The sequence below is a fragment of the Pseudoalteromonas sp. 19-MNA-CIBAN-0066 genome, assembly GCF_040308705.1.
GTDB classification, from domain to species: Bacteria; Pseudomonadota; Gammaproteobacteria; order Enterobacterales; family Alteromonadaceae; genus Pseudoalteromonas; species Pseudoalteromonas nigrifaciens.
The window spans coordinates 216,929-241,316 of record NZ_JBEONZ010000002.1 but is presented as its reverse complement, the minus strand read 5'-3'; the positions used below and the strand labels follow the sequence as shown (position 1 = coordinate 241,316).

The window sequence follows — 24,388 nt, the reverse complement described above, 5'->3', positions numbered from 1 at the left end:
ATACTATAACATCATTGAACCGTCGCTTTTGTAGTGTTATATTATATCACAACATAACAACCACGAACTTAAAGACTCATGACTAAGCTAACATTAATTTCTTCTGCAATTTTTTCTGTTTTATGCTCTCACTCTGCACTTGCTGCCACTGTTAATGGCAAAGTAACAGATGAAAAAAATCAACCTATTGAAAACGCCACTATTCATGTACACGGTAAATCTCAAAGCGTTAAAACCAACAAGCTTGGCGAGTTTGCCATTGAGCTTGATGCGAGCGGCCAGCTGCATATTAGCAAAGATAACTATAGCGATTCACGCATTACGGTAACCGAGTCATCAAACAATATTGCAATTGCTTTAAAGCCAACCTCTATTGAAACTGTAGTTGTGTTTGCATCGGCCTTGCACAAAAGTAGCTTAGAAATGATTTCTCCGGTAAATGTACTCTCTGGTGATGAGCTAAGAAACAAGTCAAAGCCAACGCTTGGCGAAACCCTAAAAGGCTTACCGGGAGTTAACGCGAGTTATTTTGGCCCTGTTTCATCAAGCCCAATTATTCGTGGCTTAGATGGCCCTCGGGTTAAAATTATGCAAAATGGCTTAGACAGCAGTGATGCATCGCGTATTGGCCCTGATCATGCTACTTCTAGCGACAGCTTAGCTGCTGAACAAATAGAAGTACTACGTGGCCCAAGTACCCTACTGTATGGCTCTGGTGCTATTGGTGGTGTGGTAAACGTAGTTGATAACCGCATTCCTACGAGTAATATAGATGAATTAACCGGTGCAGTAGAATACAGTCACGATTCGGTATCCAACGCGAATACCTACGCTGCAAAGTTAGAGACGGGTTATAATAATTTTAACTTTCATTTTGATGGCACTAAACGCAGCGGCGATGACTATCAAACACCACGATTTAACCAGCTTCACGAAGATGGTGATGTTGAAAGTAAAGATTCTGTAGAAAACACCTTTATCGACAGTGAAACCGTTAACTTTGGTACTAGCTACGTAGGTGAGCATTTAACGGTTGGGTTTTCTTACGGTAAAATAAAAACGGATTATGGTATTCCAGGTCATGAGCATGATCACGGACATGAACACGATCATGCAGCCGACGGCGATGCCCATAGTGATGAAGCACATGAAGAAACACCTGTTTTTGCCCAGTTAGAGCAAGATCGCTGGCAAGGTCTATTAAGCTATGCGCTACATAATAATTGGATTGAAACCATTAATTTGCGCTTAGGCTATACAGATTACTTACACAGTGAAATTGAAAATGGTGAAATAGGCACTACATTTAAAAACAAAACCACTGAAGCACGCTTAAACATAGAACATAAATTAGCTGATTGGCACGGCATGGTGGGTTATCACTACAGTGATTCTGATTATGATGCCAACGGCGAAGAAGCATTTACGCCAGCCAGTGTAACGACCACTAATGCTTTATATTTATTAGAAGAACGTGAGTTTGGTGATGTAACTATTGAGTTAGGTGCGCGAGTTGAAGACTATAAAATAAAAAGCCAAATAGCAACGCATCAGCATAGCCATGATGACACGCAAACAAGCAATGCTGAAGTACTTGACTACACTAAAAGCTTTACTAACCTTAGCGCTTCAATGGGTGCTATTTGGCAATATACCCCTGGATATAGTATGGCAATGAGTCTTTCACACTCAGAACGTGCCCCGCTCTCTGCAGAGCTATTATCTAATGGCTTACACATTGCAACTGGTACCTATGAGCTTGGCCTAGGCTATCATATTGAAGACGGTGAAGCGCATTTTGAACCCGAGAATATCAAACAAGAAACCTCAACCAATATTGATTTAGGTTTTAGACGCTTTAGCGGTGACTTTGGTTACTCTGTAAACTTTTTTTATAATGATATTAAAAATTTTTACTTTCAAGAAAATACTGGCTTAGAGTTTGATGCGCATTATAAAGTTAACGCAAGCACCTTGGTTAAAGTATTTGGTGACTCTACGCGAGCAAAACTCAAGCAAGACGATGAAAACTTACCTCGTATCCCTGCTAATAAATTAGGCTCTGAGTTGCAATACAACTTAGGTAATTGGCAATTCGCATTAACCGGTACCCATTATTTTTCACAAACCGATATTACCGCCTATGAGACTAAAACCGATGGTTATACTTTATTTGATGCACAAGCTAACTATCAGCTAGATTTAGGTAACCTTGATACACAACTGTATATCAACGTTGATAATATTACTGATGAGCTTGGCTTTGTACATAGCTCATTTATTAAAGACACCGCCCCATTACCAGGTAGAAACTTCCGCTTTGGTATTCGCGGCTACTTTTAACAATATACTTTAATTACCGCTAATCATTAATAAGCCCCTTGCTATGCTGGGGCGTATTTATTGCTTGCTAAAGTACAGTGTTTTACATCCTCTTTATACATATCTCACTTTAAATACTTTTCACAAAAAGAAATAAATGAGCAATAGAAAAAGTTAAATATACCGGTAAGACACAAAAAAACCGCATTCAATTTAATGAATGCGGTTTTTTATTTATTGCTTAAGAATACTTAAGCAATAATTTCGTGTAACTCAACATCAAATACTAGTGTTGAGTAAGGTGCGATTGCAGCACCGGCACCACGTTCACCATAAGCAAGGTCATGAGGAACGTAAAGACGCCATTTAGTACCCGCTGGCATCATTTGTAATGCTTCAGTCCAGCCTTTGATCACGCCACCTACTGGGAATTCAGCAGGTTGACCGCGCTCGTATGAGCTATCAAAAACAGTACCGTTAATTAATGTACCGTGGTAATCAACACGTACTGTAGACTCAGCTGTTGGCTTGTCGCCTTCACCTGTAGTAATTACTTCGTATTGAAGACCTGATTCAGTCACTGTGATTTCAGGACGTTTTGCATTTTCTTCTAGAAATGCAATGCCTTCAGCAGCAAGTACTTGTGATTCTTGCTCACGACGAGCTTGAATTTCTTCATTGATTTTTTCAAAAGCAGCTTGGATCTCAGGGATCTCAACTTGAAAAGCGCTACCTGCGTACGCATCTTTCATGCCTTCAAACACTGAATTTAGGTTTAAGCCTTCAAAAGGATTAGACTTAAGTTGCTCACCCATTTGTAAGCCAATACCGTAACTTGCTTTTTCAGCATCTGTAGTAAAATTATCTGACATAATGTGTTTTTCACGTTTTGTTAGTTAAAAGACGCGACTATGCTATCACAAAATAAACCCGCTTTGGGGCTAGTTTTTGCTGTGTTTTACTTTAATTAGGCCAACAATATAGGTACTCACTGGTAAACTGCATAAAATTCCAGCAAGTAGCGCTAAAGTGAGTAATCCACTAGCACCAAATAATAAAAATGGAATTACCACAAGCCCAACTAAACCTATAAATACTGAGCCAATAACTGGCCAAAATTTATCGTATTTAGTAATTAAATGAGCCACTAAAATATTAAAACCGAGGGCATAAACAAAGGCGGTAATAACAGGGTTATTTGGTTGCGCATCAAGCGCCATTTTGACTAATAAACTTATTGCACTTTGATAACAATAAGCAAACACAATCCATAATAAAACGTGTTTAATTAATTGCTGTGAGGTTGAAAGGTTAGTTGATTTTGACATACAAGTTCCACAAAGCAAAAAACCGCCAATAAGGCGGTTTTTTTAAATAATGGTGGAGAGATAGGGATTTGAACCCTAGATGGGCTATAAACCCATGCCGGTTTTCAAGACCGGTGCATTCGACCACTCTGCCATCTCTCCGCACGGCGCGAATAATAGGGGTAAATGACAAACTTGTAAAGGCTTAAAAGCATAAAATCGTTAAAAATAATTTTATGCTTAAAATTAAAGCAATCTATTAAAATACCAACGGTTATTAATTTAGCGACTGCTAAATTTAACAAAGGAGTTTATTTTAGTAATATTGCTTTGGCCTGCGTGCAATCCAAGAACAAAGCAAACACACAAATAAACTTAAAGTTAAAAATGTTGCACTTTGAAATATTAAATCAAACCGATTTAAATCATCACTAGGCACTACTACAACCAAAAATGCAGGCAATACGGTGAGCAATAACACATAACAACATATTTTAAATGCACGACCAAAGTCATAGCGTTTAGATTGTTGCATCCACCAGGTTAAAACAACTAACACCCCCATTGATGAGGCAACAATAAAATGTGCTTTACTGGTACTCATTGCAACATAAAGGGTTATAAAAGCACCTATGGCGCCCCAAAAAGACCAGGCCAGCCAACTTTCTTTTTCACGTAAAAATAAATTTCCCATTAATTTCGTCTTCTTTATCTTTGTTTTTATTAAGACTTTCCATACTTTATCAAAAAACAATCGATTAAAAAACAAACTGCAGAAGGAGTTTTATAGATTACGCATCCTAGCACTTCTCACAGCTAAACTACTTAACCTGAACTCTGGTTAAGGTATTTACTAACACATTTAATAATAATGATATTTAAACTTATTTTCTCTAGCGTTGAAAATAGCTGCTAGAGATAGATTTATTATCAAGAGTTCTGGTTACTTACACATCCACTCTAACATACAAGCGTTAATGGTGTATGAGTATAAGTAGGGCAAAAAGTTCATCTTATTTTATAAGTAGCTGAAAAAATCAACAGCTTTATGACGAGGCGACTTTTTACACTCAACAGCCGGCGTGCCTAAATACAAATAGCCCACTATTTCGTCTTGCTCATTTAATTTTAATGCCTGTTTAACTGCAGGGCTTTGCGCAAAAAAACCTGTTCGCCAAATACCACTAAGCCCTTGTGCAAAAGCCGCTTGTTGCATAGCAAATACGCTACACCCTGCGCTTTGTATTTGCTCAATTCGCGGGACTTTTGGATGTTCTTGATACTTTGCTATAGCAATAATAATCATAGGCGCGCGCAACGGGTGCTCTTTTGTGCGCTCAATCATTTTTTCGGCTTGTTGCTCAGCAATTGCACTTTGCTGAAAAATGTCGCCTAATTTATGGCGCGCATCGCCTTGTACAACAATAAATTGCCAAGGTGCAATACAACCATGGTCGGGAACACGTAGCGCAGCTTGCTGAATCACCGCGAGTTGTTCTTCATTTGGGCCTGGCTCTGTTAATTTGGCGTCAGATTGACGGGTCAATAATAATTCAATCGCGTTCATAACCATCTCTCAAAATAAAAGCTAGCATAGCATTGATTTAACATAGAAAAATAAAGCGCTGTAATATCAGTGCTTATTTTAGCAAGAATAATAGATAAACAGCCTAAGCTGTATATTAACAGGCGGGATAAACTTATACCCCGCCTAAATAGCGGGGTATAGTATGCAGTAGCCAATTGGTTATAACAAGTTAGACTAGCCTATTGGCTAAGCCAAAATGTTATATTTCTCTGGCAATTTGCAGCGCTTCATAAATAGCACGTTTAGCATCAATTGCAGTGGCAAGCTTAGCGCCCCCAATAACATGCACTTTGGCGTTGTCGCTTTGCTTTGCCAATACTTCATTATTAGAAACCTGACCAATACAGGCAATCACAGTATCTACTGCTAATACTTGCTTATCTCCTGCAACTGTAATGGTTAAACCATTTTTATCAAAACTATGGTACTGACAATCAGCAATTTGTTTAACGCTATGTTGTTTAGCTACTTGGCGATGGATCCAGCCTGTTGTTTTACCCAAATCACTACCAAAGCGACCTGCACTGCGTTTTAGCATGTACAGTTGGCGATCATCTTTATGGGGTTTAGGTTCGCACTCAATACCCCACTGGCTTTTAAAGTCACTAATACTTTGCGACTTTTGCTCGCTTAAAAAAGCCACCATATCAAACCCGATTCCACCGGCCCCTAATATAGCAATTGACTTACCTAACTCTACTTCACCACGAATAACTTCATCGTAGGCAAATACGCGTTTACCATCACTGCATTCAATACTTGCCTCACGCGGCCTTACCCCTGTGGCAAATACAATGTCATCATAGTGTGCAAGCATGCTGTCGTTGTATGCTTTACCTAACTCAACCGTTACGTTTAAACGTTCAAGCTCATTAGTGTAATACGCTAAGGTATGATTAAAGTCTTCTTTTCCAGGTATTTGCATGGCTAAATTGAATTGCCCACCCATTTGCATTTTTTGATCTATCAGCGTTACCGTATGGCCTTTTTCTGCCAAATAACAACTTGATGATAAACCCGCAGGCCCTGCACCAACTACTAATACCTTTTTAGCTTTAGTCGTTTTTTCTAGTGGGTAGTCGAGTTCAAAAGCCGCTTGTGGGTTAACTAAACAAGTAGCACGTTTGCCTTTAAATACGTGATCCAGACACCCTTGGTTACACCCTATACAAATATTAATATGCTTTGATAACTGATTATTATATTTATTAAAAAACTCCGGATCAGCCAGTAATGGCCGCGCCATCGAAATTAAGTCGGCATCGCCTGCGTTTAGTATTTCGTTAGCTATTTCTGGGGTGTTAATACGGTTTACCGCGATAACGGGTACTTTAATTACATCTTTTAAGCGTTTTGATGCTTCTTTAAACGCCCCAGGCGGAACCATACTTGCAATTGTAGGAACTCGCGCTTCGTGCCACCCTATTCCTGTATTAAAAATATCAACACCCGCTTTTTCAAGTTCAAGCGCTTGAATAGTTACTTCTTCAGGGGTAGAACCATTAGGAATTAAATCCATTACCGACAGTCTAAAAATAATTAAAAACTGCTCCGATACCTTAGCCCTAACCGCTTTAACTATTTCAACGGCTAAACGCATTCTATTTTCTAAACTGCCACCAAACTCATCATCTCGTTTATTCGTATGCGGTGCCATAAACTCATTAATTAAATACCCTTCAGAGCCCATTACTTCTACGCCATCGTAGCCTGCTTTTTCAGCCATGTAGGCTGAATGTGCAAAGTCTTTAATAGTTTTTTTAATTGAGCTTAACGACATTGCCTTTGGCTTATAAGGACTTATAGGTGCTTTAATTGCGCTCGGAGCTTGATTAAAAGGGTGATACGCATAACGCCCGGCATGAAGTAGTTGCAAACATATTTTACCACCATGCTTGTGTACTGCATTGGTGTAAGCACGATGTTTAAAAACATCGTAATAGCTATTAAAGGATGACGAAATAGGCGTTAATTTACCGCGTAAATTTGGGCTATAGCCCCCGGTAATTAACATGGCAGTACCACCTTTAGCACGTGCTTCGTAAAAAGCACGTAGGCGTTTGCGGTTATGCCAACCTTCTTCAAGACCGGTGTGCATTGAGCCCATTACTAAGCGGTTACGTAATTGTGTGTGTTTTAATTGTAATTGTTGTTCTAACATCCTGTGCCCCATTAACTGGTCTAACCTGTGTGCATTGATCAATTCTGCTTTAATACCGACCAATAAGCAATATCTGAACTTAGTATTTTAATAAACTGTTGCACATTAGGCTAACAATACCCATTTTTCGGCTACTACAAGCCTACTTTTTTAATTTCAAAAAGTGCAACTGAAGTTTATATTGATAAAAATGTGAATAGCAACAGTGGCATAATTAGCTTTATAAATACTTCGTTACGATTTAGCAGTTAAATTTATTTATATTCTGAGCTAAGATGCTTGTAATGTATTAGTTGTACCAAATTAAGGATCTATTTTGATTGCAAAAGTATTTAAAGGTATTTGGACTGGGATAAATTTTTCTCGTCGTTTAATACTCAACATTTTATTTTTATTACTGGTTATTGTTTTTATTGTGTCTCTTTCAAGTGACGGCGATAAAATAATTGTAGAAAATGGCTCAGTACTTAGACTAAACCTTAACGGCCCTATTGTTGAAGAAAAAACCTATATAGATCCTATTGAAGCAGCAATTAGTGATGCTACTTCAAACGCTGAATCACCGGGTGAAATTTTACTCGATGATATAGTTGAGGTTATTAACGAAGCCGCAAAAGACGACCGCATCAGCGTAATACTGTTAGATTTACAAGAAATGCCAAAAGCGCATTTAAATAAATTAAAACAAATTACCAAGGCACTTGAAGCATTTAAACAAACGGGTAAAAAGGTTATTGCCTCTGGTTATTACTACACTCAAGCTCAATACTACATTGCAGCACATGCAGATGAAGTCGCTATGCACCCTTATGGCAGTGTAGCAATTGAAGGCTTTGGTATGTACCCACTGTACTTTAAAGAAGCACTTGAAAAGTTAAAAGTAACGCAGCATATATTCCGTGTTGGTACGTTTAAATCGGCAGTTGAGCCGTTTATTCGCAATGACATGTCGGATGCAGCTAAAGAAGCTAACCGCGTATGGTTAACAGCACTTTGGAATGAATACAAACAAGATGTTGCTGCAGTACGTCCTTTTGATGAATCAAACTTTGACGAAACTATGGATGTATTTTTAGCAAAAATGACAGCTGCAAATGGCGACGCGGGTCAATATGCGCTAGATAATCAATGGGTCGACACATTAAAAACCAATCAACAAGTTCGCCAACAGTTAATTGATTTAGTTGGCGCTGATGAAAAAGGCAAAACTTTTAAACAAGTTTCATTTCGTCAATATTTAAGCCTAGTTAAGCCCCCTGTTGTATTTGATAACCCAATGACAGAAAAAGTCGCGGTAGTTGTTGCTAGAGGTACAATTGTAGATGGTGAGCGCAAAGCCGGCGAAATTGGCGGCGACTCTACAGCTGCACTACTGCGTAATGCACGTTTAGATGACAAAGTTAAAGCCGTAGTACTGCGCATTGATTCGGGTGGCGGCAGTATGTTTGCCTCTGAAGTTATTCGCGCTGAGGTGTTAGCACTTAAAGCAGCAGGTAAACCTGTTATTGCTTCAATGAGCTCTGTTGCGGCTTCTGGCGGTTATTGGATTGCTTCAGCAGCGAATGAAATTTGGGCTGCGCCAAGCACAATTACCGGCTCTATTGGCGTATTTGGCACCTTTATGACCTTTGAAAACACCTTATCTAACCTTGGTGTTTACTCGGATGGCGTGGCAACAACCGACATGGCTGGGTTTTCTATTACTCGCCCGCTTGATGACAAAATGGCGCAAGTAATTCAAATGAGTGTTGAGGAGGCCTACGGACGCTTTTTAGATGTGGTTGCAGATGCACGTAACATGACACCTGAGCAAGTTGATAATATTGCGCAAGGCCGTGTATGGATCGCAGCAAAAGCACAAGAGCTAGGCTTAATCGATAAACTAGGTGATAAGCAAGACGCAATTAAAGCGGCAGCAGCACTTGCTAAACTAAATCATTACGATATTAAAACGATTAAACAAAGCTTGAGCCCGCAACAAAAAATGATTCAAGATATTTTAGGTAATGCGTCGGTTAAATCTATGCTTGGCAGTAACAACGCAACAACCTCGGTGCTTGCAACGCAAGCTAACTTACAAAGTGTGGTTAAGCGTTTAAGTAGTGAAATAGATAACCTTAAAGATTATAACGATCCACAAGGTGTTTATGCGCGCTGTTTAGCTTGCTCTGTAGCACAATAAAAGTGCATCTGCCTTTATAAGCAGTTGTATTTAAAGTTATACTAAGCCCAGTTATTTTACTGGGCTTTTTTTATGAAACGTAAACGCATTTACATCGCTTACACTGGCGGTACAATTGGGATGAAAAAATCGAGTCGCGGCTATATTCCTGCAGAAGGGTTCTTAACTCAGACTGTGGTCAATAATGCAGAATTTAACCGTGAAGAAATGCCACTTTTTGATATTCACGAGTATTGCCCTTTAATTGATTCCTCTGATATGACGCCTGCTCACTGGCAGTTAATAGCAGATGATATAAAAAACAAATATCAAGACTATGATGGCTTTGTTGTCCTCCACGGCACCGACACTATGGCGTATACCGCCGCCGCCTTATCTTTTATGTTTGAAAACTTAACTAAGCCTGTAATCGTTACCGGCTCACAAATTCCCTTGTCGCAATTGCGCTCAGACGGGCAAGTGAATTTACTCAATGCTATGTACTTAGCAGCAAACTACCCTATTGCTGAAGTAAGCTTATTTTTTAATAATCAGTTGTTTCGTGGTAATCGAGCCACTAAAGCCCATGCCGATGGATTTGATGCATTTGCCTCACCAAACCTTGAACCTTTAGCGCTTTCAGGTATTAATATTCAACTTATAAAAGGCCAATTAAGCCCCTATGTTGAAAACGATTTACAAGTAACCCCCATTACTACGCAGCCTATTGGTGTGCTGCATTTATATCCGGGCATTAGTACCGAGGTTGTGAAAAGCTTAGTAAACGGTAGCATTAAAGCATTGGTATTATTAAGTTTTGGCGTAGGCAATGCACCACAAGATCCTGAATTTTTAACTATTTTAGAGCAAGCCAGCAAGCGCGGCGTTATTATTATAAATTTAACCCAATGCATAAAAGGTCATGTAAATATGGGCGGCTATGCAACGGGTAACGCGCTCCTTAATATAGGTGTGATCAGTGGTTACGATATGACATTAGAGGCTTGCTTAACTAAGCTGCATTACTTATTAAGTCAAAACCTTGAAGTAGAGACAATTCGCCACTTAATGCAAGACAATTTACGCGGTGAGTTAACCCGTTAATTTAGCGGACTTAAAATTAAAAAAGCACGCTAAATTTAGCGTGCTTTTTTTGTCGTTTTAATAATTAACCTGAACTCTGGTTGATTAACGTACTTTCGCGTCAATCCCAACTAGGTCTGTTAAATGACACACTTCACCTGTATGGGTTTTAACCCCATGCTCACCAAAGTAATCACGCTGGGCTTGTACTAAATGCCCATTACTTGGAGTGGTTAATGTAGCAAAGTAAGTTTGCGATGAGCTAAGCACCGGAAACGCTAAGCCTGTCATCATTGCTTGGCCTGTTATTTTACGCAGTGCAAATACTTCTTTATCAAGGGTGTCAATAAATTCAACGCCTTGTGCAACACTATCTAAATAATCAGCACGAATAATACAACCCGCACGCCATGTTTGCAGTGTTTTAGACAAATCTACTTTCCACTGATGCGTACGCGACGCGCCTTTAATTAAAGCCAAACCTTGGCGATAAGCAAGTAAGCTCGCTAAGGTAAATGCATCTTTAAGCTCAACTAAGTCAATTTCAACTTTAGTGGTTGCTCTATCGGCGTAAGTCATCTCTTGTGCAGCAGTTGTGTCATAAACATTCGTTAAATGACGTGCTTGTACTGCAGCTACTAAAGACGGTACTGCAATACCAAGCTCTAATGCATTTTGCGCAGTCCATAAACCTGTGCCTTTAGCGCCCACTTTATTATCAATTAAGTCCACAAGTGGTACATTATTTTGATTTTCAAGTGACAATATGTGGCTAGAAATAGACAATAAGTAGCTGTTTAAATGCTCTTGCGACCATTCGTCAAAAATTTCTGCTACTTCTTTAGGTGAACGCCCAGTGCCATGACGCAGCAATTGATACACTTCAGCAATAAGTTGCATTAGCGCATATTCAATGCCGTTATGAACCATTTTTACAAAGTGACCACTGGCTGATTGGCCCACACGAGCGAAACACGATTCACCCTTATAACTTGCAGCAACCTTTGTAAACCATGGCTCGACACGCTCCCAACCACCTTCAGATCCACTTGCCATCATTGCAGGACCATGACGAGCACCTTCTGCGCCGCCTGAAATCCCCATAGTGGCAAACTCAAATTTATTTTGGTATTTAAGCTTGCGGTTAATACCGTCTTTATAATTACTGTTACCACAGTCAACTATAATATCGCTGCACTGTACGCCTGCTTCTATGAGCTCACTGCATACAGCATCAACCAACTCGCCCGCAGGAACAAGCAACAAAATAGAACGCGGTGCTTCTAAACGTCTAACCATGTCTCCTAAATCAGAAACAATGTGCAGCTTATCAGCTAAACCTTCTGACTTAGCGCAGCTCAATAACTCTTCACCCGCATGGGGGTTTTTGTCATAAGCGACCAGCGTTATGCCCTTTTCAATTAAGTTTAGGGCAAGGTTTTTCCCCATAACGCCTAACCCTACTAATGCAACTTGCATTTAGTGCCCTCCTCGGTAACAACTAATTGGTTAGTTAATTTAAATAAATACTTTGGCACGTGTATTATATCATGAGCAAAAAAATATACTTTTATCACAATGTAATTATATCAAACAACAGCGGACTCAGGGGGAGAAATAGTCGCTAGATTAAAAATTTATAGATCATTGACGCCCCCTGACACCGGTGTCATAATGATCGCACATTCATTTTGTATATAATAGTGGCAATACAATAAAAATTGCCCATAACTAAAACTTTACCTGCTAATGGTAACTGCTTTATAAAACAAAATAACCGTCAATCTGCTTAAAATTAAGCATACAGGAGAATTAAATGCTAAGACGCACAAAAATAGTCGCGACACTAGGGCCTGCTACTGATAGAGATAACAACTTAGAAAAAATTATTTGCGCAGGTGCAAATGTCGTACGTTTAAACTTCTCGCACGGTGTGGCACAAGATCATAAAGACCGCGCCCAAGCGGTACGCGAAATTGCTAAACGCTTAGGTAAACATATTGCTATTCTTGCTGACTTACAAGGCCCTAAAATTCGTGTTTCTACCTTTAAAGAAGGTAAAGTAACCCTAGCTGTTGGTGCCAAATTTACCCTTGATGCAAAAATGGAGTTAGGCGAAGGCGATATTAACGCTGTTGGTATAGATTACAAAGAACTACCTAACGATGTAAGCGCTAATGATTTACTGCTGTTAAACGATGGCCTTATTCAGCTACGCGTTAACGAAGTTGTTGGCCACTTAGTACATTGTACTGTAACTGTTGGCGGTGTTTTATCTAACAATAAAGGGATTAACCGTTTAGGCGGCGGCTTAACTGCGCCGGCATTTACAGAAAAAGACAAAGAAGACCTACTTACAGCTGCAGAAATTGACGTTGACTATATAGCCGTTTCATTCCCACGCAGTGGCGATGATATGCGCTACGTACGCTCACTGGCTGAAGCCGCAGGTTCAAAAGCGCAGTTATTGGCAAAAATTGAACGTGCAGAAGCCGTTGAAACACAAGAAGCCGTTGATGATATTATTCTTGCGTCTGATGCGGTGATGGTTGCCCGCGGTGATTTAGGTGTTGAAATTGGTGATGCCGCGCTAATGGGCAAGCAAAAACTCATTATTCGCCGTGCGCGCTCATTAAACCGTACCGTTATTACTGCGACGCAAATGATGGAGTCGATGATCGACAATCCAATGCCAACACGTGCTGAAGTAATGGATGTTGCCAACGCAGTGCTTGATGGTACTGATGCCGTAATGCTTTCGGCTGAAACAGCCGCGGGGGATTATCCTGAAGAAACCGTTGCAACTATGGCGCGAGTTTGTTTAGGTGCTGAGTCGCAAAAAGAAACGCATGTTTCTAAACATCGTTTAGACAGTCGTTTTTCAAGTAATGCAGAATCTATCGCCCTTTCGGCTATGTATGCAGCAAACCACTTAGATTCAGTAAAAGCAATTGTTACCTTAACTGAATCAGGTAGTACGGCTAAGTTAATGTCGCGTATTAGCTCAGGTTTACCTATTTACTCGTTATCTCGCCATGCCAGTACACTAGGACAAACTGCGCTATACCGTGGTGTTTATCCAGTATTTTTTGATTCTACTAAAACTGAAAAAGACGGCATGGTTAAAGCGGCACTTGCAACACTTGTTGAACAAGGTGCTTTAGAGTCTGGTGATACAGTTATTATTACTCACGGCGACTCTATGGAAACTGTGGGCGCAACTAACACCATGAAAATTGTTACTGTAAGCTAATATTTAATACAGTAACTTAAATACAAAAAGCGAGCTAAGCTCGCTTTTTTTGTATCTACTCTGCAATCACTAACTGAAATATTAACTCGCTAATGCTGCTTTTACTTTATCGCGGTAGCTACGGCTTACTTTAAGCTCTTGACCGTTTTCAAGTACTAATAAATATTCACCACTTACTTGAGTGACCAATTTACTGATTTGTTTAGTATTTACAATTGCACTGCGATGCACGCGTACAAACAACTGCGGATCAAGCTCTTGTTCAAGCTCTTTCATGGTTTTACGTAATATATGCGTTTGCCCATCTTGGCAATGTAGGCACATATAATCACCCGCAGCATCAACCCATTGAATAGTAACAACTGGTACACGAATTATTTCGCCCTGCTCTTTTACGGCAAGCGACTCTGGGTAACGTCTATCCGTTAATGTGTCGCCTGTGGCTAATTTTTTAAGTATTTCTTCGCAATTATTACCAGTGATCCCAGCGACAAAGCTTGCTAGTTTTTTCTTATGGGCGTTGTCTTGCTGCGTTTTTAAATAAGTATGCACTTTTTCTACCGCCTGCTTAAGTCTGTTGTCATCAACGGGTTTTAAAATGTAATCTAAAGCATGTATTTCAAATGCTTTAACTGCAAACTGATCAAAAGCAGTAACAAAAACAATAGCTGGTAATACTCGTGTACTTTCGCTTAACGCGCGTGCAACTTCAAAACCGTTCATACCAGGCATTTGAATATCTAAAAAAATGAGATCTATTTTTTGATTTTTACATGTTTCAATCGCATCGGCACCGGAACTACATTGTTTGATCACTTCAATGTCAGCAAACTCTTCAAGCCTTACAGCTAAGCCTCTACGTGCTAACGGCTCATCATCAACTATAAGTGTTTTTATTTTTATCATTACTTTACTGCCTTCTCAAACGGTACTCGCAGATTAACTTTTAATCCACTTGGCGTATTATGCGATAATACAAACGAATAATTATTTTCGTAGAGCGTTTTTAATCTATCCTTGGTATTTGCAACGCCTACACCTTGAGCATTTACCAACTGACCATTAATTAGTTCTGTTCCTGGTCCATTATCACCTACTTCAAGTAATAATTCATTAGCAAACACTTGCGCCTTAATATCTATTACACCGCCCTCTACTAAGTGTGCAATTGCATACTTAATCGCATTTTCTATAATAGGTTGTAAAATCAAGCTCGGCACTAATGCCTGCTTTGCTTGCTCACTAATTTCTATATTTACTTTTAAGCGTTCATCAAACCGCACTCGCTCTATTTCTAAATAAAGCATTAAGGCATGTAACTCTTGCTCTAGCGGCACTTTTTTAATTGGATCTGTATTAAGTGTATAACGTAAAAAGTCGCTTAATTTTGACACCATTAAATTAGCATCTTTGTTCTCTTTTACCAAAATTAATGTAGAAATAGCATTGAGGGTATTAAATAAAAAGTGCGGATTTAACTGATACCTAAGCATTTTTAATTGAGCTTCGTGCGCCATGGTAGTGGCTTTTAGTGCTTTTTGACGCTCACTTTGTAATAGCTGGTAATACTTAACGCCAAAGTATAAACCACTCCAACATAAAATTATGTATACCGAATCTAAGCCTTGCTGCAGGTAGTAAAACCATTCTTCTGGCCGATAGCCATGGCGGTATATTTCCCATAAATTAAATTTTTGTACCACAGCCCATAAAGTGCCCGTAATATACGACGCGCTAAATACAACCAGCATTAATACCCAAGGTGAAGCATGCCAAATTTTTCGGTAAATATAGCGCAGCGGCACTGTCATTAAACAGCCTGCGTAGGCATTTAATAAAATAACAAATACGTAAATATCGCGCATTTCAAATACTTTAGAGCCGATATAATTTACCAAGGCGTAACCAATCCAGCCTGCTACTTGCAAGAGCCAAAAAAAACGCTGTCTGTTATCAATCAAAGATTGCCAATTCAAAATAAATTATTACCCTGTGTATTTGTCACTATTATATCGAGTTATGTAAACGCTTAGCACTACCAACCATCTTGCTTTTTAAGAGCCTTGCCGCAAACAGGTATTGATCGCATCTATTGTTACGCATAAAAAAGCGAAAGGAATAAACCTTTCGCTTTTAACGTATTTATTTACTAAATTATTGCTTAATTTAAATTAAGCAAGCTTATCAGATACCACTTTATAGGTTGGATCTTCAATTACATTAACTTGAACTAAATCGCGTGCTTTATGCAGCAGTTGCGTACAGTCTTTACTTAAGTGTCGTAGGTGTAATTTTTTGCCTGCTTTTTTATATTTATCAGCTAAGCTGTCAATTGCCTCAATGGCACTGTGATCGGCCACACGACTATATTTAAATTCAATAATAATATCGTTAGGGTCGTTCTTTACATCAAATAATTCAACAAAGTTTTTAACCGAACCAAAAAACAGCGGTCCATGTAATTCATATACTTTAGCACCTTGTTCATCAATATAGTTGGTTGTGTATATATGCTTTGCATGCTGCCAAGCAAATACCAATGCCGATACAATCACACCCACACACACTGCAATGGCTAAGTCGGTAATAACGGTAACACCCGACACTAATACAATTACAAATGCATCAGACAGTGGTACACGCTTCATCATTTTAAAGCTTGCCCATTCAAAAGTACCCAACACCACCATAAACATCACACCAACCAAAGCAGCCAGTGGGATCATTTCAATTAAACCTGAGGCAAAAATAATAAACGCAAGTAATATTAGCGCAGCACTAATGCCCGATAAACGCGAACGCCCACCTGAGTTAATATTGATCATTGACTGACCTATCATGGCACAACCGCCCATAGCACCAAACATGCCACAGGTAATATTTGCAGCGCCTTGGCCTATACATTCTTTGTTACTATGCCCACGCGTTTCTGTTATTTCGTCAATTAGGCTCAGCGTTAATAAAGACTCAATTAAACCAATTGCCGCTAAAATAAGTGCATAAGGAAAAATAATAATAAAAGTATCTAGGGTAAATGGCACCATAGGAATATGAAATTCAGGTAAACCGCCAGCAATCGTTACCGCTTCATCGCCGGTCATCCCTTTTAGGAAATCAAGTACAGTGTGCGCTTCTAAATCAAAGCCAATAACCAAGGCTGTAACTGTTACAATAGCAACTAACGACGATGGGATTGCTGTAGTTAATTTAGGTAAAAAATGAATAATAGCCATGGTTAGTGCCACTAACCCCAACATAATATACAGAGGATTCCCTGTCATCCATTGCTGACCGCCCATGCCATCGGGAACTTTAAACTGCCCCAACTGAGCTAAGAATATAACGATGGCTAAGCCGTTCACAAAGCCAAGCATAACCGGATGCGGCACCATACGAATAAACTTTCCGAGCTTAAAAACTCCAGCCAGTATTTGCAGTATGCCCATTAGCAGCACAGTGGCAAATAAATATTCAACCCCATGATCAAATACTAAACTTACCATAACAACAGCTAAGGCACCGGTTGCGCCAGAAATCATGCCAGGGCGACCACCGAAAATAGCCGTAATTAAACCAACGATAAACGCGGCATAGAGTCCAACTAAAGGTTCTACATTTGCAACAAAGGCAAACGCAACAGCTTCTGGGACCAAGGCTAATGCCACGGTTAATCCAGATAGGATATCGTTTTTAGCAGAGCTTGGCGCTTTGCTGAGTAAGTTAAACATTGAGTTCCTCAAGTGTTTTATGGACGGGTAACAAAAAAAGCGCTGAATTCTATCAAATTAGCGCCCAGTTAACAATTGTCAGTAGGGCATTAACGCTAAGCAATAAGTACTTAGCGTTAATAGATATTTGGTTACAGAGGTAGAGCGGTACTGCGTTTAACGCAAGTCATGGTCACATTAGAATGTACTTCTTGAACGTACTCTAAGCTAAGCAAGTTATCACGTACAAAGTGCTCATAGCCCTCAATACCTTGTGAAATAATACGCAGCATAAAGTCCATGGTGCCTGCCATAGTGTAACATTCAGTTACTTGATCGTAACTCAATATTAGTTTTTCAAATTCAGCAAGATTCTTTTTACCATGGTTCGATAAACGCACGTGAGCATAAACCAGCATATCAAAGCCCAGCTTTTTCTCATCTAAAAGTGCAACTTTACTTTTTATGTAACCATCTTGCTCTAGCTTAGCAATACGGCGCCAACAAGGAGATTGCGACAAACCTACTTTATCTGCTATTTCAGCGGTTGATAAACTAGCATCTTGCTGCAAAAGTGCCAAAATTTGGCGATCTACGTGATTTAGAGACATTTTATTTCTTATTTATCAGATAAACTGGCTAAATTATACATGTGTTTTAAAAAACAGTCTGCTTGTTTTTGGCAAAAAAATTATTTACTCAGCATTAACCAAACTGCCCACTTATAAAAGGATTGTTCTGTTTTTCGTAGCCTACGTTTGTATCGCTGCCATGCCCTGCAAGTATCCGGGTATTATCGGGGAGCGTCATTATTTGCGTTTTAATTGAGGTAATTAACTGCTGAGCATCTCCTTTTGGGAAATCCGTGCGCCCTACTGAGCCTTTAAATATTACATCACCCACAATAACACACTGCTGTTGTGGCTGATAAAACACCACATGACCAGGAGTATGCCCAGGGCAATGCCTTACGATAAAGCTCAACTCCCCAACGCATATTATATCGTCGTGTGCTAGCCACTCATCTGGATAAAAAGCAGTAACCGCTGCAAAACCAAACATTTGTGCTTGCATTGGTAAATTTTCAAACCAAAAGTGCTCATCTTTATGTGGGCCAATTATTTTTACGCTATAGGTATTACGCAAGGCATCAGCCGCACCAACATGATCTAAATGGCCATGCGTTAACCAAATTGCTGTTAACGTTAAATCGTGCTGTTTTAATGCCGCCACAATCTTGTTGTAATCGCCACCTGGGTCTACTACCACAGCTTGTTTGCTTTGCGAGCATGCAATAATGCGACAGTTTTGTGCAAAAGTAGTAACGGGTATTGTAATTATATGCATCTTAAATTTCTTTATCTTTTTGCTCAGCAAGTACAATGTCTTCTTCAAAAGACATTAATATTGGATATTTTAAATAAGCTTGATCGTAAAATGGGCTCTGCTCATATAACCAATTTAAGCGCGCATCGGCATCTTTGGCAAATACCTTATCGTCATTAATCTTTTTATCGAACGCGAGCGCTAATTTAGGATTATTTTTGAGCATTTGGCGGGCATAAGGAATTAATGCATAGTTTTCCATGTACTCAGTACGCTGAAAAATAGTATTAAATTCGCCCCACGCAAAAAATGAGTCAGGCGCTTCGGGGTGTAATAAATGCACCGCCAACTCGCCTGCTTTTTGCTGCGTGTTCACTTGATACCAGCCATTTAAATCAACATTAATTGCAGCAACATAATCAAAGTTTGCCGAGACTCTAAATCGCCCTTCAAAGGGGGCTTTATCAAAAGTGTAATCTTTTACTTTCGCTACTTTTAATGGTTGAGTATTTACCCCTTCAAGCTGAGTAAGCTCCACACCATGCAATTTAAGTTTTGCTACAAGGTCGCTATACACTGGCGGAATAAAGAATGCTTTAGGTACTTCAACTGTATGCAGCACCTCTTTTTGCCAATAAATAGGAAGATTAGTGTAGTCTTGCTTATTACCTAAATATTTAACTTCTACTTGTCCAGAAAGTGCATTTTGTTCTCGCGCGTAACTTATGCCTTTAAATTCTATTTCGTTTGCTTGCTCAGCATAGCCGCGCTTAACACTAAGTTGTTTAGGAATAAATGCTTGCTCTTTTTTTACCGCAGCTAATAGTTCATTACTATGCTCAGCAAGCGCACTTATTGCGCCATCTAAAAACACATACGTCCCCAAAACTCGTTGTTTATAGGGTTTTAATGAATGGTTTTCAACGAGAATGGTCGGTAATGACTTTAAGTCTCCCCAGCCGTTAGAGTATCTTGGCGTAGCCACCCAACCCGCTAGGCCACTTTTAAACTCGCGCTTGTCCATAACAAATACCAGTGGTCCTGGTATATGTCCTTGCGATACCAGCTTTTCATCTATTAAAGGTTTAAAAAGTTGATTGAGTGTATCTGATACCGCCGGCGACTCGCTAGCAAACACCGGATTGTAGCCATAGGTTACATCGTATTGATAATCTGCACCGTCGGTTACATGTACATCAATATACAAATTAGGGTTGTAGTCGTTAATTACTTTTAAAACACTTTTAATTTCTGGTGTATCGAGTTTAGTAAAATCACGATTTAAATTTAGATTATTGCCATTGGTTCTAAAGCCCATTTTTACCGGACCGCGCTGATTAATACGGTTAAATGCACTACTGCGCTCGTGGCCATCTACGTTTAAAATAGGAATAAATAAAATATTAACGTTTTTTAATATATCGCGGCGCTTACCTGTTGCTATATCTCTGAGCAACATAAACATGGCATCTTTACCGTCAATTTCTCCGCCATGAATACCGGCTTGAACAAAAATGGTTGGTTTAGTATCGTTTGCTATTTGACTGGCTTGAAAATACCCTTGCTCGCTGGCAATCAACATTTTTATAGCCCGTTGGCTATTGCTGTAACCAATTGTTTGAGCTTTAAATTGCGTTGGGTTCGCAGCAACCAGTCTGTCTACAAAAGCCATCGTCTCGGCATAACTTGGTGATGCTTCACCAGAGGAAAGTTCAAAGTCAGTGGTCAGTGGACCTGCTTTTTGCATTAGGGATATGCTTTGCCCTTGCCATGGCAACAAAGGAGGTAAATGGCTGTCATACGCCACACTAGCTGATAAAACCAATAAACTTGCAAACATAAAATTCTCTAACAAACGCCTTAATTAAATAAATTATATCAATTAAACATTTTTATATGATGAAAGTGCGGTGATTCAACAAAAAAAAGCAGCCAATAACATTTAGCACTTTGTTTGTGTTTAGCGAATTATTAAGGGGAACAATAAATTTACTAAAATTCAATATACTATACAGTTTATACTAATGATAAAAGCAAACTGCGGAATAATTACTATACGCCGAACACAAAAAAAGGAGCCATAGGCTCCTTTTTAATACTTATATAAAAAAGCTTAAGCGGCCGCTAGGCCTTCTTTTGCTTTTTCAACAAGCGCTGCGAATGCAACTTGGTCATAAACAGCGATATCTGCAAGGATCTTACGATCGATTTCTACAGATGTCTTTTTAAGACCACTGATAAAACGGCTGTAAGACAGACCATTTTGACGTGAAGCAGCATTGATACGTGCAATCCATAATTGACGGAAAGTACGTTTCTTCGCACGACGGTCACGGTAAGCGTATTGACCCGCTTTAGTAACAGCCTGGAAAGCTACACGGTAAACACGTGAACGTGCTCCGTAATAACCTTTTGCTTGTTTTAAAACTTTTTTGTGACGTGCACGTGCGACAACGCCGCGTTTAACTCTTGCCATTTCTAAAAACCCCTATTAAGCGAACGGTAACATACGTGAAACTAGACCATGGTCATTTTTATGAACCATCATCTTAGGACGTAGGTGTAACTTACGCTTAGAAGTTTTCTTAGTCAGAATATGACGAAGATGCGCTTGTTTACGCTTGAAACCGCCAGAAGCAGTCTTTTTGAAACGCTTAGCTGCGCCTCTGTGACTTTTTAGCTTATAAGCCATTGCAATAACTCCAAATTGTATTGCATTTAAATTAGTAAGCAGGCGTGAGATATATTGCTATAGCTCCACTTTCAGGCCTAACTTACTGCCATGTTCCGGTGAAAACCCAGCATAAATGCTGCAATCTTACTTTAAACCGGTTAACTCAGGTGAATATTTACATATTACTTGCAGACCTGAGCTATTTTCGGTGCGTATTATCGCTTAAAAATTATTTTTTAGCAACAGGCGCCATCATCATAACCATTTGGCGACCTTCAACGCGATTAGGGAAAGACTCAACAACTGCAAGCTCCTCCAAATCGCCTTTGATACGGTTTAATAATTCTATACCAATTTCTTGGTGAGCCATTTCACGACCACGGAAGCGAATCGTAATTTTAGCTTTATCGCCAGCTTCTAAGAACTTACGTAAGTTGCGCAGCTTAACCTGATAATCACCTTCATCCGTACCAGGACGGAATTTGATTTCTTTTATCTGGATTTGCTTTTGCTTCTTCTTCTGCTCTTTTAGTTCTTTGCTTTTTTCAAAGATGAACTTACCGTAGTCCATGATTCTACAAACAGGCGGCTCAGCGTTCGGGCTAATCTCTACAAGATCAACACCCGCTGCATCAGCCATAGTTTGCGCGTCTTTTAATGACTGAATTCCAGCTTGCTCGCCGTCAATGTCAATTAAGCGAACTTCTTGAGCTGTAATTTCTTCGTTAATACGATTTTTTTGGGCTGTTTGTTGCCCTTTCTTGCCGCCTCTAATAGTACGTTCCTCCAAGAATATCAATAATAGTAAGCGTGTAATTGGCTGTTTGTAAATGCCTTACACGCTCGATTTTTTATTGTCGACTTTTTATCTCTTCGCTAATTTTAGCTACAAAGTCATCAACATTAAATTTGCCAAGGTCTTCACCTGTGCGGGTACGTACTGCTACTTCTTGTTGTTCAACTTCTTTATCGCCAACAACAAGTAAGTAAGGAATACGCTTAAGTGTATGCTCTCGGATTTTAAAGCCAATCTTCTCATTTCTCAAGTCAGCAGTGGCTCTAATTCCAAGTTTATTTAATTTTTGTACAACTTCTTTAACATAATCGGCTTGTTTATCGGTAATATTCATAATTACCACTTGCTTTGGCGCAAGCCACGTAGGGAATAAACCAGCGTATTCTTCAGTTAAAATACCAATAAAGCGTTCAATAGAACCTAAAATAGCACGATGTATCATAACTGGGGTGCGGCGTTCGTTATTTTCAGCAACATAAGTTGCGCCTAAACGACCCGGTAATGCAAAGTCTAGTTGCACTGTACCACATTGCCACGCTCTGTCTAAACAATCGTACAAAGTAAATTCAATTTTAGGGCCGTAAAATGCGCCTTCACCTGGTAGGTAATCAAATTCAATCTCGTTTAGTTTAAGTGCTTCGGCTAATGCCAGCTCTGCTTTATCCCACATATGGTCTTCACCAATACGTTGCTCTGGACGTGTTGAGAGCTTAACCACGATTTTTTCAAAACCGAATGTCTCATATGTATCATAAACCATCTTAATACACGCTGAAACTTCGTCCATTATCTGCTCTTCGGTACAGAAAATGTGCGCATCATCTTGGGTAAAGCCACGTACACGCATTAAGCCATGTAGTGCACCCGATGGCTCGTTACGATGACAACAACCAAACTCAGCCATACGTAGTGGTAAATCGCGGTACGATTTTAAACCTTGATTAAATATTTGTACGTGACCTGGGCAGTTCATTGGTTTAATCGCGTATTCGCGCTTTTCAGATACTGTGGTAAACATAGCATCTGCATATTTTTCCCAGTGACCTGATTTTTCCCATAACGAACGATCCATCATCATTGGACCTTTTACTTCTTCGTAATCGTATTCACGTAGTTTTTCACGCACAAACTCTTCAAGCTCACGGTAAATGCTCCAACCATCGTTGTGCCAAAATACCATACCTGGCGCTTCTTCTTGCCAATGCCATAAATCAAGTGCTTTACCAATACGGCGGTGATCACGCTTTTCAGCTTCTTCAAGGCGTTTTAAATACGCTTTTAGTTGCTTTTTATCGCCCCACGCTGTGCCGTAAATGCGTTGTAGCATTTTGTTTTCTGAATCACCACGCCAATATGCACCCGCTACTTTCATTATTTTGAAGTTTTGGCAAAATTTCATGTTAGGTACGTGAGGGCCACGACACATGTCTACATATTCTTCGTGATGATATAACCCTGGACGGTCATCTTTAGCGATATTCTCATCCAAAATTTCTATTTTGTATGTTTCACCACGCGCTGCAAATACATCGCGTGCTTCTTGCCAGCTTACGGTTTTTTTAACTACATCGTAGTTTGTTTTAGCAAGTTGCAACATACGCTTTTCAATCGCGTCAAGATCATCTTGAGATAACGACTGTTCCATATCAATATCGTAATAAAAGCCGTTATCAATAGTAGGACCAATTGCCATTTTTGCATCTGGGAAAAGCTGTTTAACCGCATGCCCAATTAAGTGTGCACACGAGTGACGAATAATCTCTAAGCCGTCGTCGTCTTTTGCGGTGATGATTTCAAGGCGCGAATCTTCACTTATTAGATCACATGCATCAACACGCTCGCCATTAACACGGCCAGCAATGGTCGCTTTAGCGAGCCCTGGACCAATATCGTTGGCAACATCTAGCGTACTTACTGGGTTTTCAAAACTACGTTGACTTCCGTCAGGGAGAGTAATAACTGGCATTATAAATCCTTGCTACAGTGGTGACACCTACAATGTATCACGTG

Annotated in this window: 20 protein-coding genes and 1 tRNA gene; 4 read left to right on the top strand and 17 right to left on the bottom strand. The window is 39.6% G+C overall.

Annotated features, from left to right (window positions below):
- Positions 1–78: 78 nt before the first annotated feature.
- Positions 79–2,343: a TonB-dependent receptor gene (locus AAEZ18_RS02510; protein ID WP_352254912.1), complete on the top strand. Its 2,265-nt coding sequence runs from the start codon at positions 79–81 to the stop codon at positions 2,341–2,343.
- Positions 2,344–2,573: 230 nt separating this feature from the next.
- On the opposite strand, the gene bamJ is transcribed toward AAEZ18_RS02510, so the two are convergent.
- The 6 genes from bamJ to AAEZ18_RS02480 form a co-directional block, all read right to left on the bottom strand.
- On the bottom strand, positions 2,574–3,194 hold the full coding sequence (gene bamJ, locus AAEZ18_RS02505; protein ID WP_011328094.1) for a BamJ family beta-barrel-assembly machinery protein: 621 nt from the start codon (positions 3,192–3,194) through the stop codon (positions 2,574–2,576).
- A gap of 69 nt (positions 3,195–3,263) precedes the next feature.
- Positions 3,264–3,650 (bottom strand): hypothetical protein, encoded by a 387-nt coding sequence (locus AAEZ18_RS02500; protein ID WP_011328093.1) that lies wholly within the window; start codon positions 3,648–3,650, stop codon positions 3,264–3,266.
- A gap of 50 nt (positions 3,651–3,700) precedes the next feature.
- Positions 3,701–3,791: transfer RNA gene (locus tag AAEZ18_RS02495), tRNA-Ser, on the bottom strand.
- A gap of 154 nt (positions 3,792–3,945) precedes the next feature.
- The gene (locus AAEZ18_RS02490) at positions 3,946–4,323 is read right to left on the bottom strand and encodes a hypothetical protein (protein ID WP_011328092.1); all 378 of its coding nucleotides are present in this window, start codon (positions 4,321–4,323) and stop codon (positions 3,946–3,948) included.
- A 324-nt stretch (positions 4,324–4,647) separates the two neighbouring features.
- Positions 4,648–5,196 (bottom strand): NAD(P)H nitroreductase, encoded by a 549-nt coding sequence (locus AAEZ18_RS02485; RefSeq protein WP_089368956.1) that lies wholly within the window; start codon positions 5,194–5,196, stop codon positions 4,648–4,650.
- Positions 5,197–5,416: 220 nt separating this feature from the next.
- Entirely contained in the window at positions 5,417–7,378 is a 1,962-nt protein-coding gene (locus tag AAEZ18_RS02480; protein WP_182677650.1) for an oxidoreductase, read from the bottom strand.
- A 316-nt stretch (positions 7,379–7,694) separates the two neighbouring features.
- On the opposite strand from AAEZ18_RS02480, the gene sppA reads away from it, so the two are divergent.
- Positions 7,695–9,560, top strand: coding sequence for a signal peptide peptidase SppA (gene sppA, locus AAEZ18_RS02475; RefSeq protein ID WP_182677648.1), 1,866 nt, complete (start codon positions 7,695–7,697; stop codon positions 9,558–9,560).
- A 72-nt stretch (positions 9,561–9,632) separates the two neighbouring features.
- Entirely contained in the window at positions 9,633–10,643 is a 1,011-nt protein-coding gene (ansA, locus tag AAEZ18_RS02470) for an asparaginase (protein ID WP_011328088.1), read from the top strand.
- A gap of 84 nt (positions 10,644–10,727) precedes the next feature.
- Here ansA and gnd read toward each other — a convergent pair whose 3' ends face one another.
- Positions 10,728–12,101 carry an NADP-dependent phosphogluconate dehydrogenase gene (gnd, locus tag AAEZ18_RS02465; RefSeq protein WP_182677646.1) on the bottom strand — a complete coding sequence of 458 codons (1,374 nt, stop codon included), beginning with the start codon at positions 12,099–12,101 and terminating at the stop codon, positions 10,728–10,730.
- Positions 12,102–12,438: 337 nt separating this feature from the next.
- Here gnd and pyk point away from each other — a divergent pair, with 337 nt between their 5' ends.
- Positions 12,439–13,875, top strand: coding sequence for a pyruvate kinase (pyk, locus tag AAEZ18_RS02460; RefSeq protein ID WP_011328086.1), 1,437 nt, complete (start codon positions 12,439–12,441; stop codon positions 13,873–13,875).
- Positions 13,876–13,956: 81 nt separating this feature from the next.
- Here the strand turns inward: pyk and AAEZ18_RS02455 are convergent, their stop codons facing one another.
- The 10 genes from AAEZ18_RS02455 to thrS all read right to left on the bottom strand — a co-directional run bounded on the left by AAEZ18_RS02455 (position 13,957) and on the right by thrS (position 24,344).
- Positions 13,957–14,781 (bottom strand): LytR/AlgR family response regulator transcription factor, encoded by an 825-nt coding sequence (locus AAEZ18_RS02455; protein ID WP_182677644.1) that lies wholly within the window; start codon positions 14,779–14,781, stop codon positions 13,957–13,959.
- Positions 14,781–15,851, bottom strand: a complete 1,071-nt coding sequence (locus AAEZ18_RS02450) for a sensor histidine kinase (protein WP_011328084.1) — start codon at positions 15,849–15,851, stop codon at positions 14,781–14,783. Before AAEZ18_RS02450 ends, AAEZ18_RS02455 begins: the two co-directional genes overlap by 1 nt.
- 195 nt (positions 15,852–16,046) lie before the next feature.
- The gene (locus AAEZ18_RS02445; protein WP_011328083.1) at positions 16,047–17,603 is read right to left on the bottom strand and encodes a SulP family inorganic anion transporter; all 1,557 of its coding nucleotides are present in this window, start codon (positions 17,601–17,603) and stop codon (positions 16,047–16,049) included.
- Between the two features lie 131 nt (positions 17,604–17,734).
- Positions 17,735–18,193, bottom strand: a complete 459-nt coding sequence (locus AAEZ18_RS02440) for an Lrp/AsnC family transcriptional regulator (RefSeq protein WP_011328082.1) — start codon at positions 18,191–18,193, stop codon at positions 17,735–17,737.
- 94 nt (positions 18,194–18,287) lie between these two features.
- Positions 18,288–18,929, bottom strand: coding sequence for an MBL fold metallo-hydrolase (locus tag AAEZ18_RS02435; protein ID WP_192532446.1), 642 nt, complete (start codon positions 18,927–18,929; stop codon positions 18,288–18,290).
- A 1-nt stretch (position 18,930) separates the two neighbouring features.
- Complete coding sequence (locus AAEZ18_RS02430; protein ID WP_086996030.1) at positions 18,931–20,748, bottom strand: M14 family metallopeptidase; 1,818 nt, start codon at positions 20,746–20,748, stop codon at positions 18,931–18,933.
- A gap of 273 nt (positions 20,749–21,021) precedes the next feature.
- Positions 21,022–21,384, bottom strand: coding sequence for a 50S ribosomal protein L20 (rplT, locus tag AAEZ18_RS02425; RefSeq protein WP_011328079.1), 363 nt, complete (start codon positions 21,382–21,384; stop codon positions 21,022–21,024).
- Positions 21,385–21,399: 15 nt separating this feature from the next.
- Positions 21,400–21,600 carry a 50S ribosomal protein L35 gene (rpmI, locus tag AAEZ18_RS02420; protein WP_004587840.1) on the bottom strand — a complete coding sequence of 67 codons (201 nt, stop codon included), beginning with the start codon at positions 21,598–21,600 and terminating at the stop codon, positions 21,400–21,402.
- A 211-nt stretch (positions 21,601–21,811) separates the two neighbouring features.
- Positions 21,812–22,372 carry a translation initiation factor IF-3 gene (gene infC / locus AAEZ18_RS02415; RefSeq protein WP_080516827.1) on the bottom strand — a complete coding sequence of 187 codons (561 nt, stop codon included), beginning with the start codon at positions 22,370–22,372 and terminating at the stop codon, positions 21,812–21,814.
- 61 nt (positions 22,373–22,433) lie between these two features.
- Entirely contained in the window at positions 22,434–24,344 is a 1,911-nt protein-coding gene (thrS, locus tag AAEZ18_RS02410) for a threonine--tRNA ligase (protein ID WP_089368226.1), read from the bottom strand.
- Positions 24,345–24,388: the final 44 nt, after the last annotated feature.

Bases quoted from the DNA above. Each gene is read 5' to 3' on its own strand.
- AAEZ18_RS02510 (WP_352254912.1), top strand. From the start codon at position 79: ATGACTAAGCTAACATTAATTTCTTCTGCAATTTTTTCTGTTTTATGC.
- bamJ (WP_011328094.1), bottom strand. From the start codon at position 3,194: ATGTCAGATAATTTTACTACAGATGCTGAAAAAGCAAGTTACGGTATT.
- AAEZ18_RS02500 (WP_011328093.1), bottom strand. From the start codon at position 3,650: ATGTCAAAATCAACTAACCTTTCAACCTCACAGCAATTAATTAAACAC.
- AAEZ18_RS02490 (WP_011328092.1), bottom strand. From the start codon at position 4,323: ATGGGAAATTTATTTTTACGTGAAAAAGAAAGTTGGCTGGCCTGGTCT.
- AAEZ18_RS02485 (WP_089368956.1), bottom strand. From the start codon at position 5,196: ATGAACGCGATTGAATTATTATTGACCCGTCAATCTGACGCCAAATTA.
- AAEZ18_RS02480 (WP_182677650.1), bottom strand. From the start codon at position 7,378: ATGTTAGAACAACAATTACAATTAAAACACACACAATTACGTAACCGC.
- ansA (WP_011328088.1), top strand. From the start codon at position 9,633: ATGAAACGTAAACGCATTTACATCGCTTACACTGGCGGTACAATTGGG.
- gnd (WP_182677646.1), bottom strand. From the start codon at position 12,101: ATGCAAGTTGCATTAGTAGGGTTAGGCGTTATGGGGAAAAACCTTGCC.
- pyk (WP_011328086.1), top strand. From the start codon at position 12,439: ATGCTAAGACGCACAAAAATAGTCGCGACACTAGGGCCTGCTACTGAT.
- AAEZ18_RS02455 (WP_182677644.1), bottom strand. From the start codon at position 14,781: ATGATAAAAATAAAAACACTTATAGTTGATGATGAGCCGTTAGCACGT.
- AAEZ18_RS02445 (WP_011328083.1), bottom strand. From the start codon at position 17,603: ATGTTTAACTTACTCAGCAAAGCGCCAAGCTCTGCTAAAAACGATATC.
- AAEZ18_RS02440 (WP_011328082.1), bottom strand. From the start codon at position 18,193: ATGTCTCTAAATCACGTAGATCGCCAAATTTTGGCACTTTTGCAGCAA.
- AAEZ18_RS02435 (WP_192532446.1), bottom strand. From the start codon at position 18,929: ATGCATATAATTACAATACCCGTTACTACTTTTGCACAAAACTGTCGC.
- AAEZ18_RS02430 (WP_086996030.1), bottom strand. From the start codon at position 20,748: ATGTTTGCAAGTTTATTGGTTTTATCAGCTAGTGTGGCGTATGACAGC.
- rplT (WP_011328079.1), bottom strand. From the start codon at position 21,384: ATGGCAAGAGTTAAACGCGGCGTTGTCGCACGTGCACGTCACAAAAAA.
- rpmI (WP_004587840.1), bottom strand. From the start codon at position 21,600: ATGGCTTATAAGCTAAAAAGTCACAGAGGCGCAGCTAAGCGTTTCAAA.
- thrS (WP_089368226.1), bottom strand. From the start codon at position 24,344: ATGCCAGTTATTACTCTCCCTGACGGAAGTCAACGTAGTTTTGAAAAC.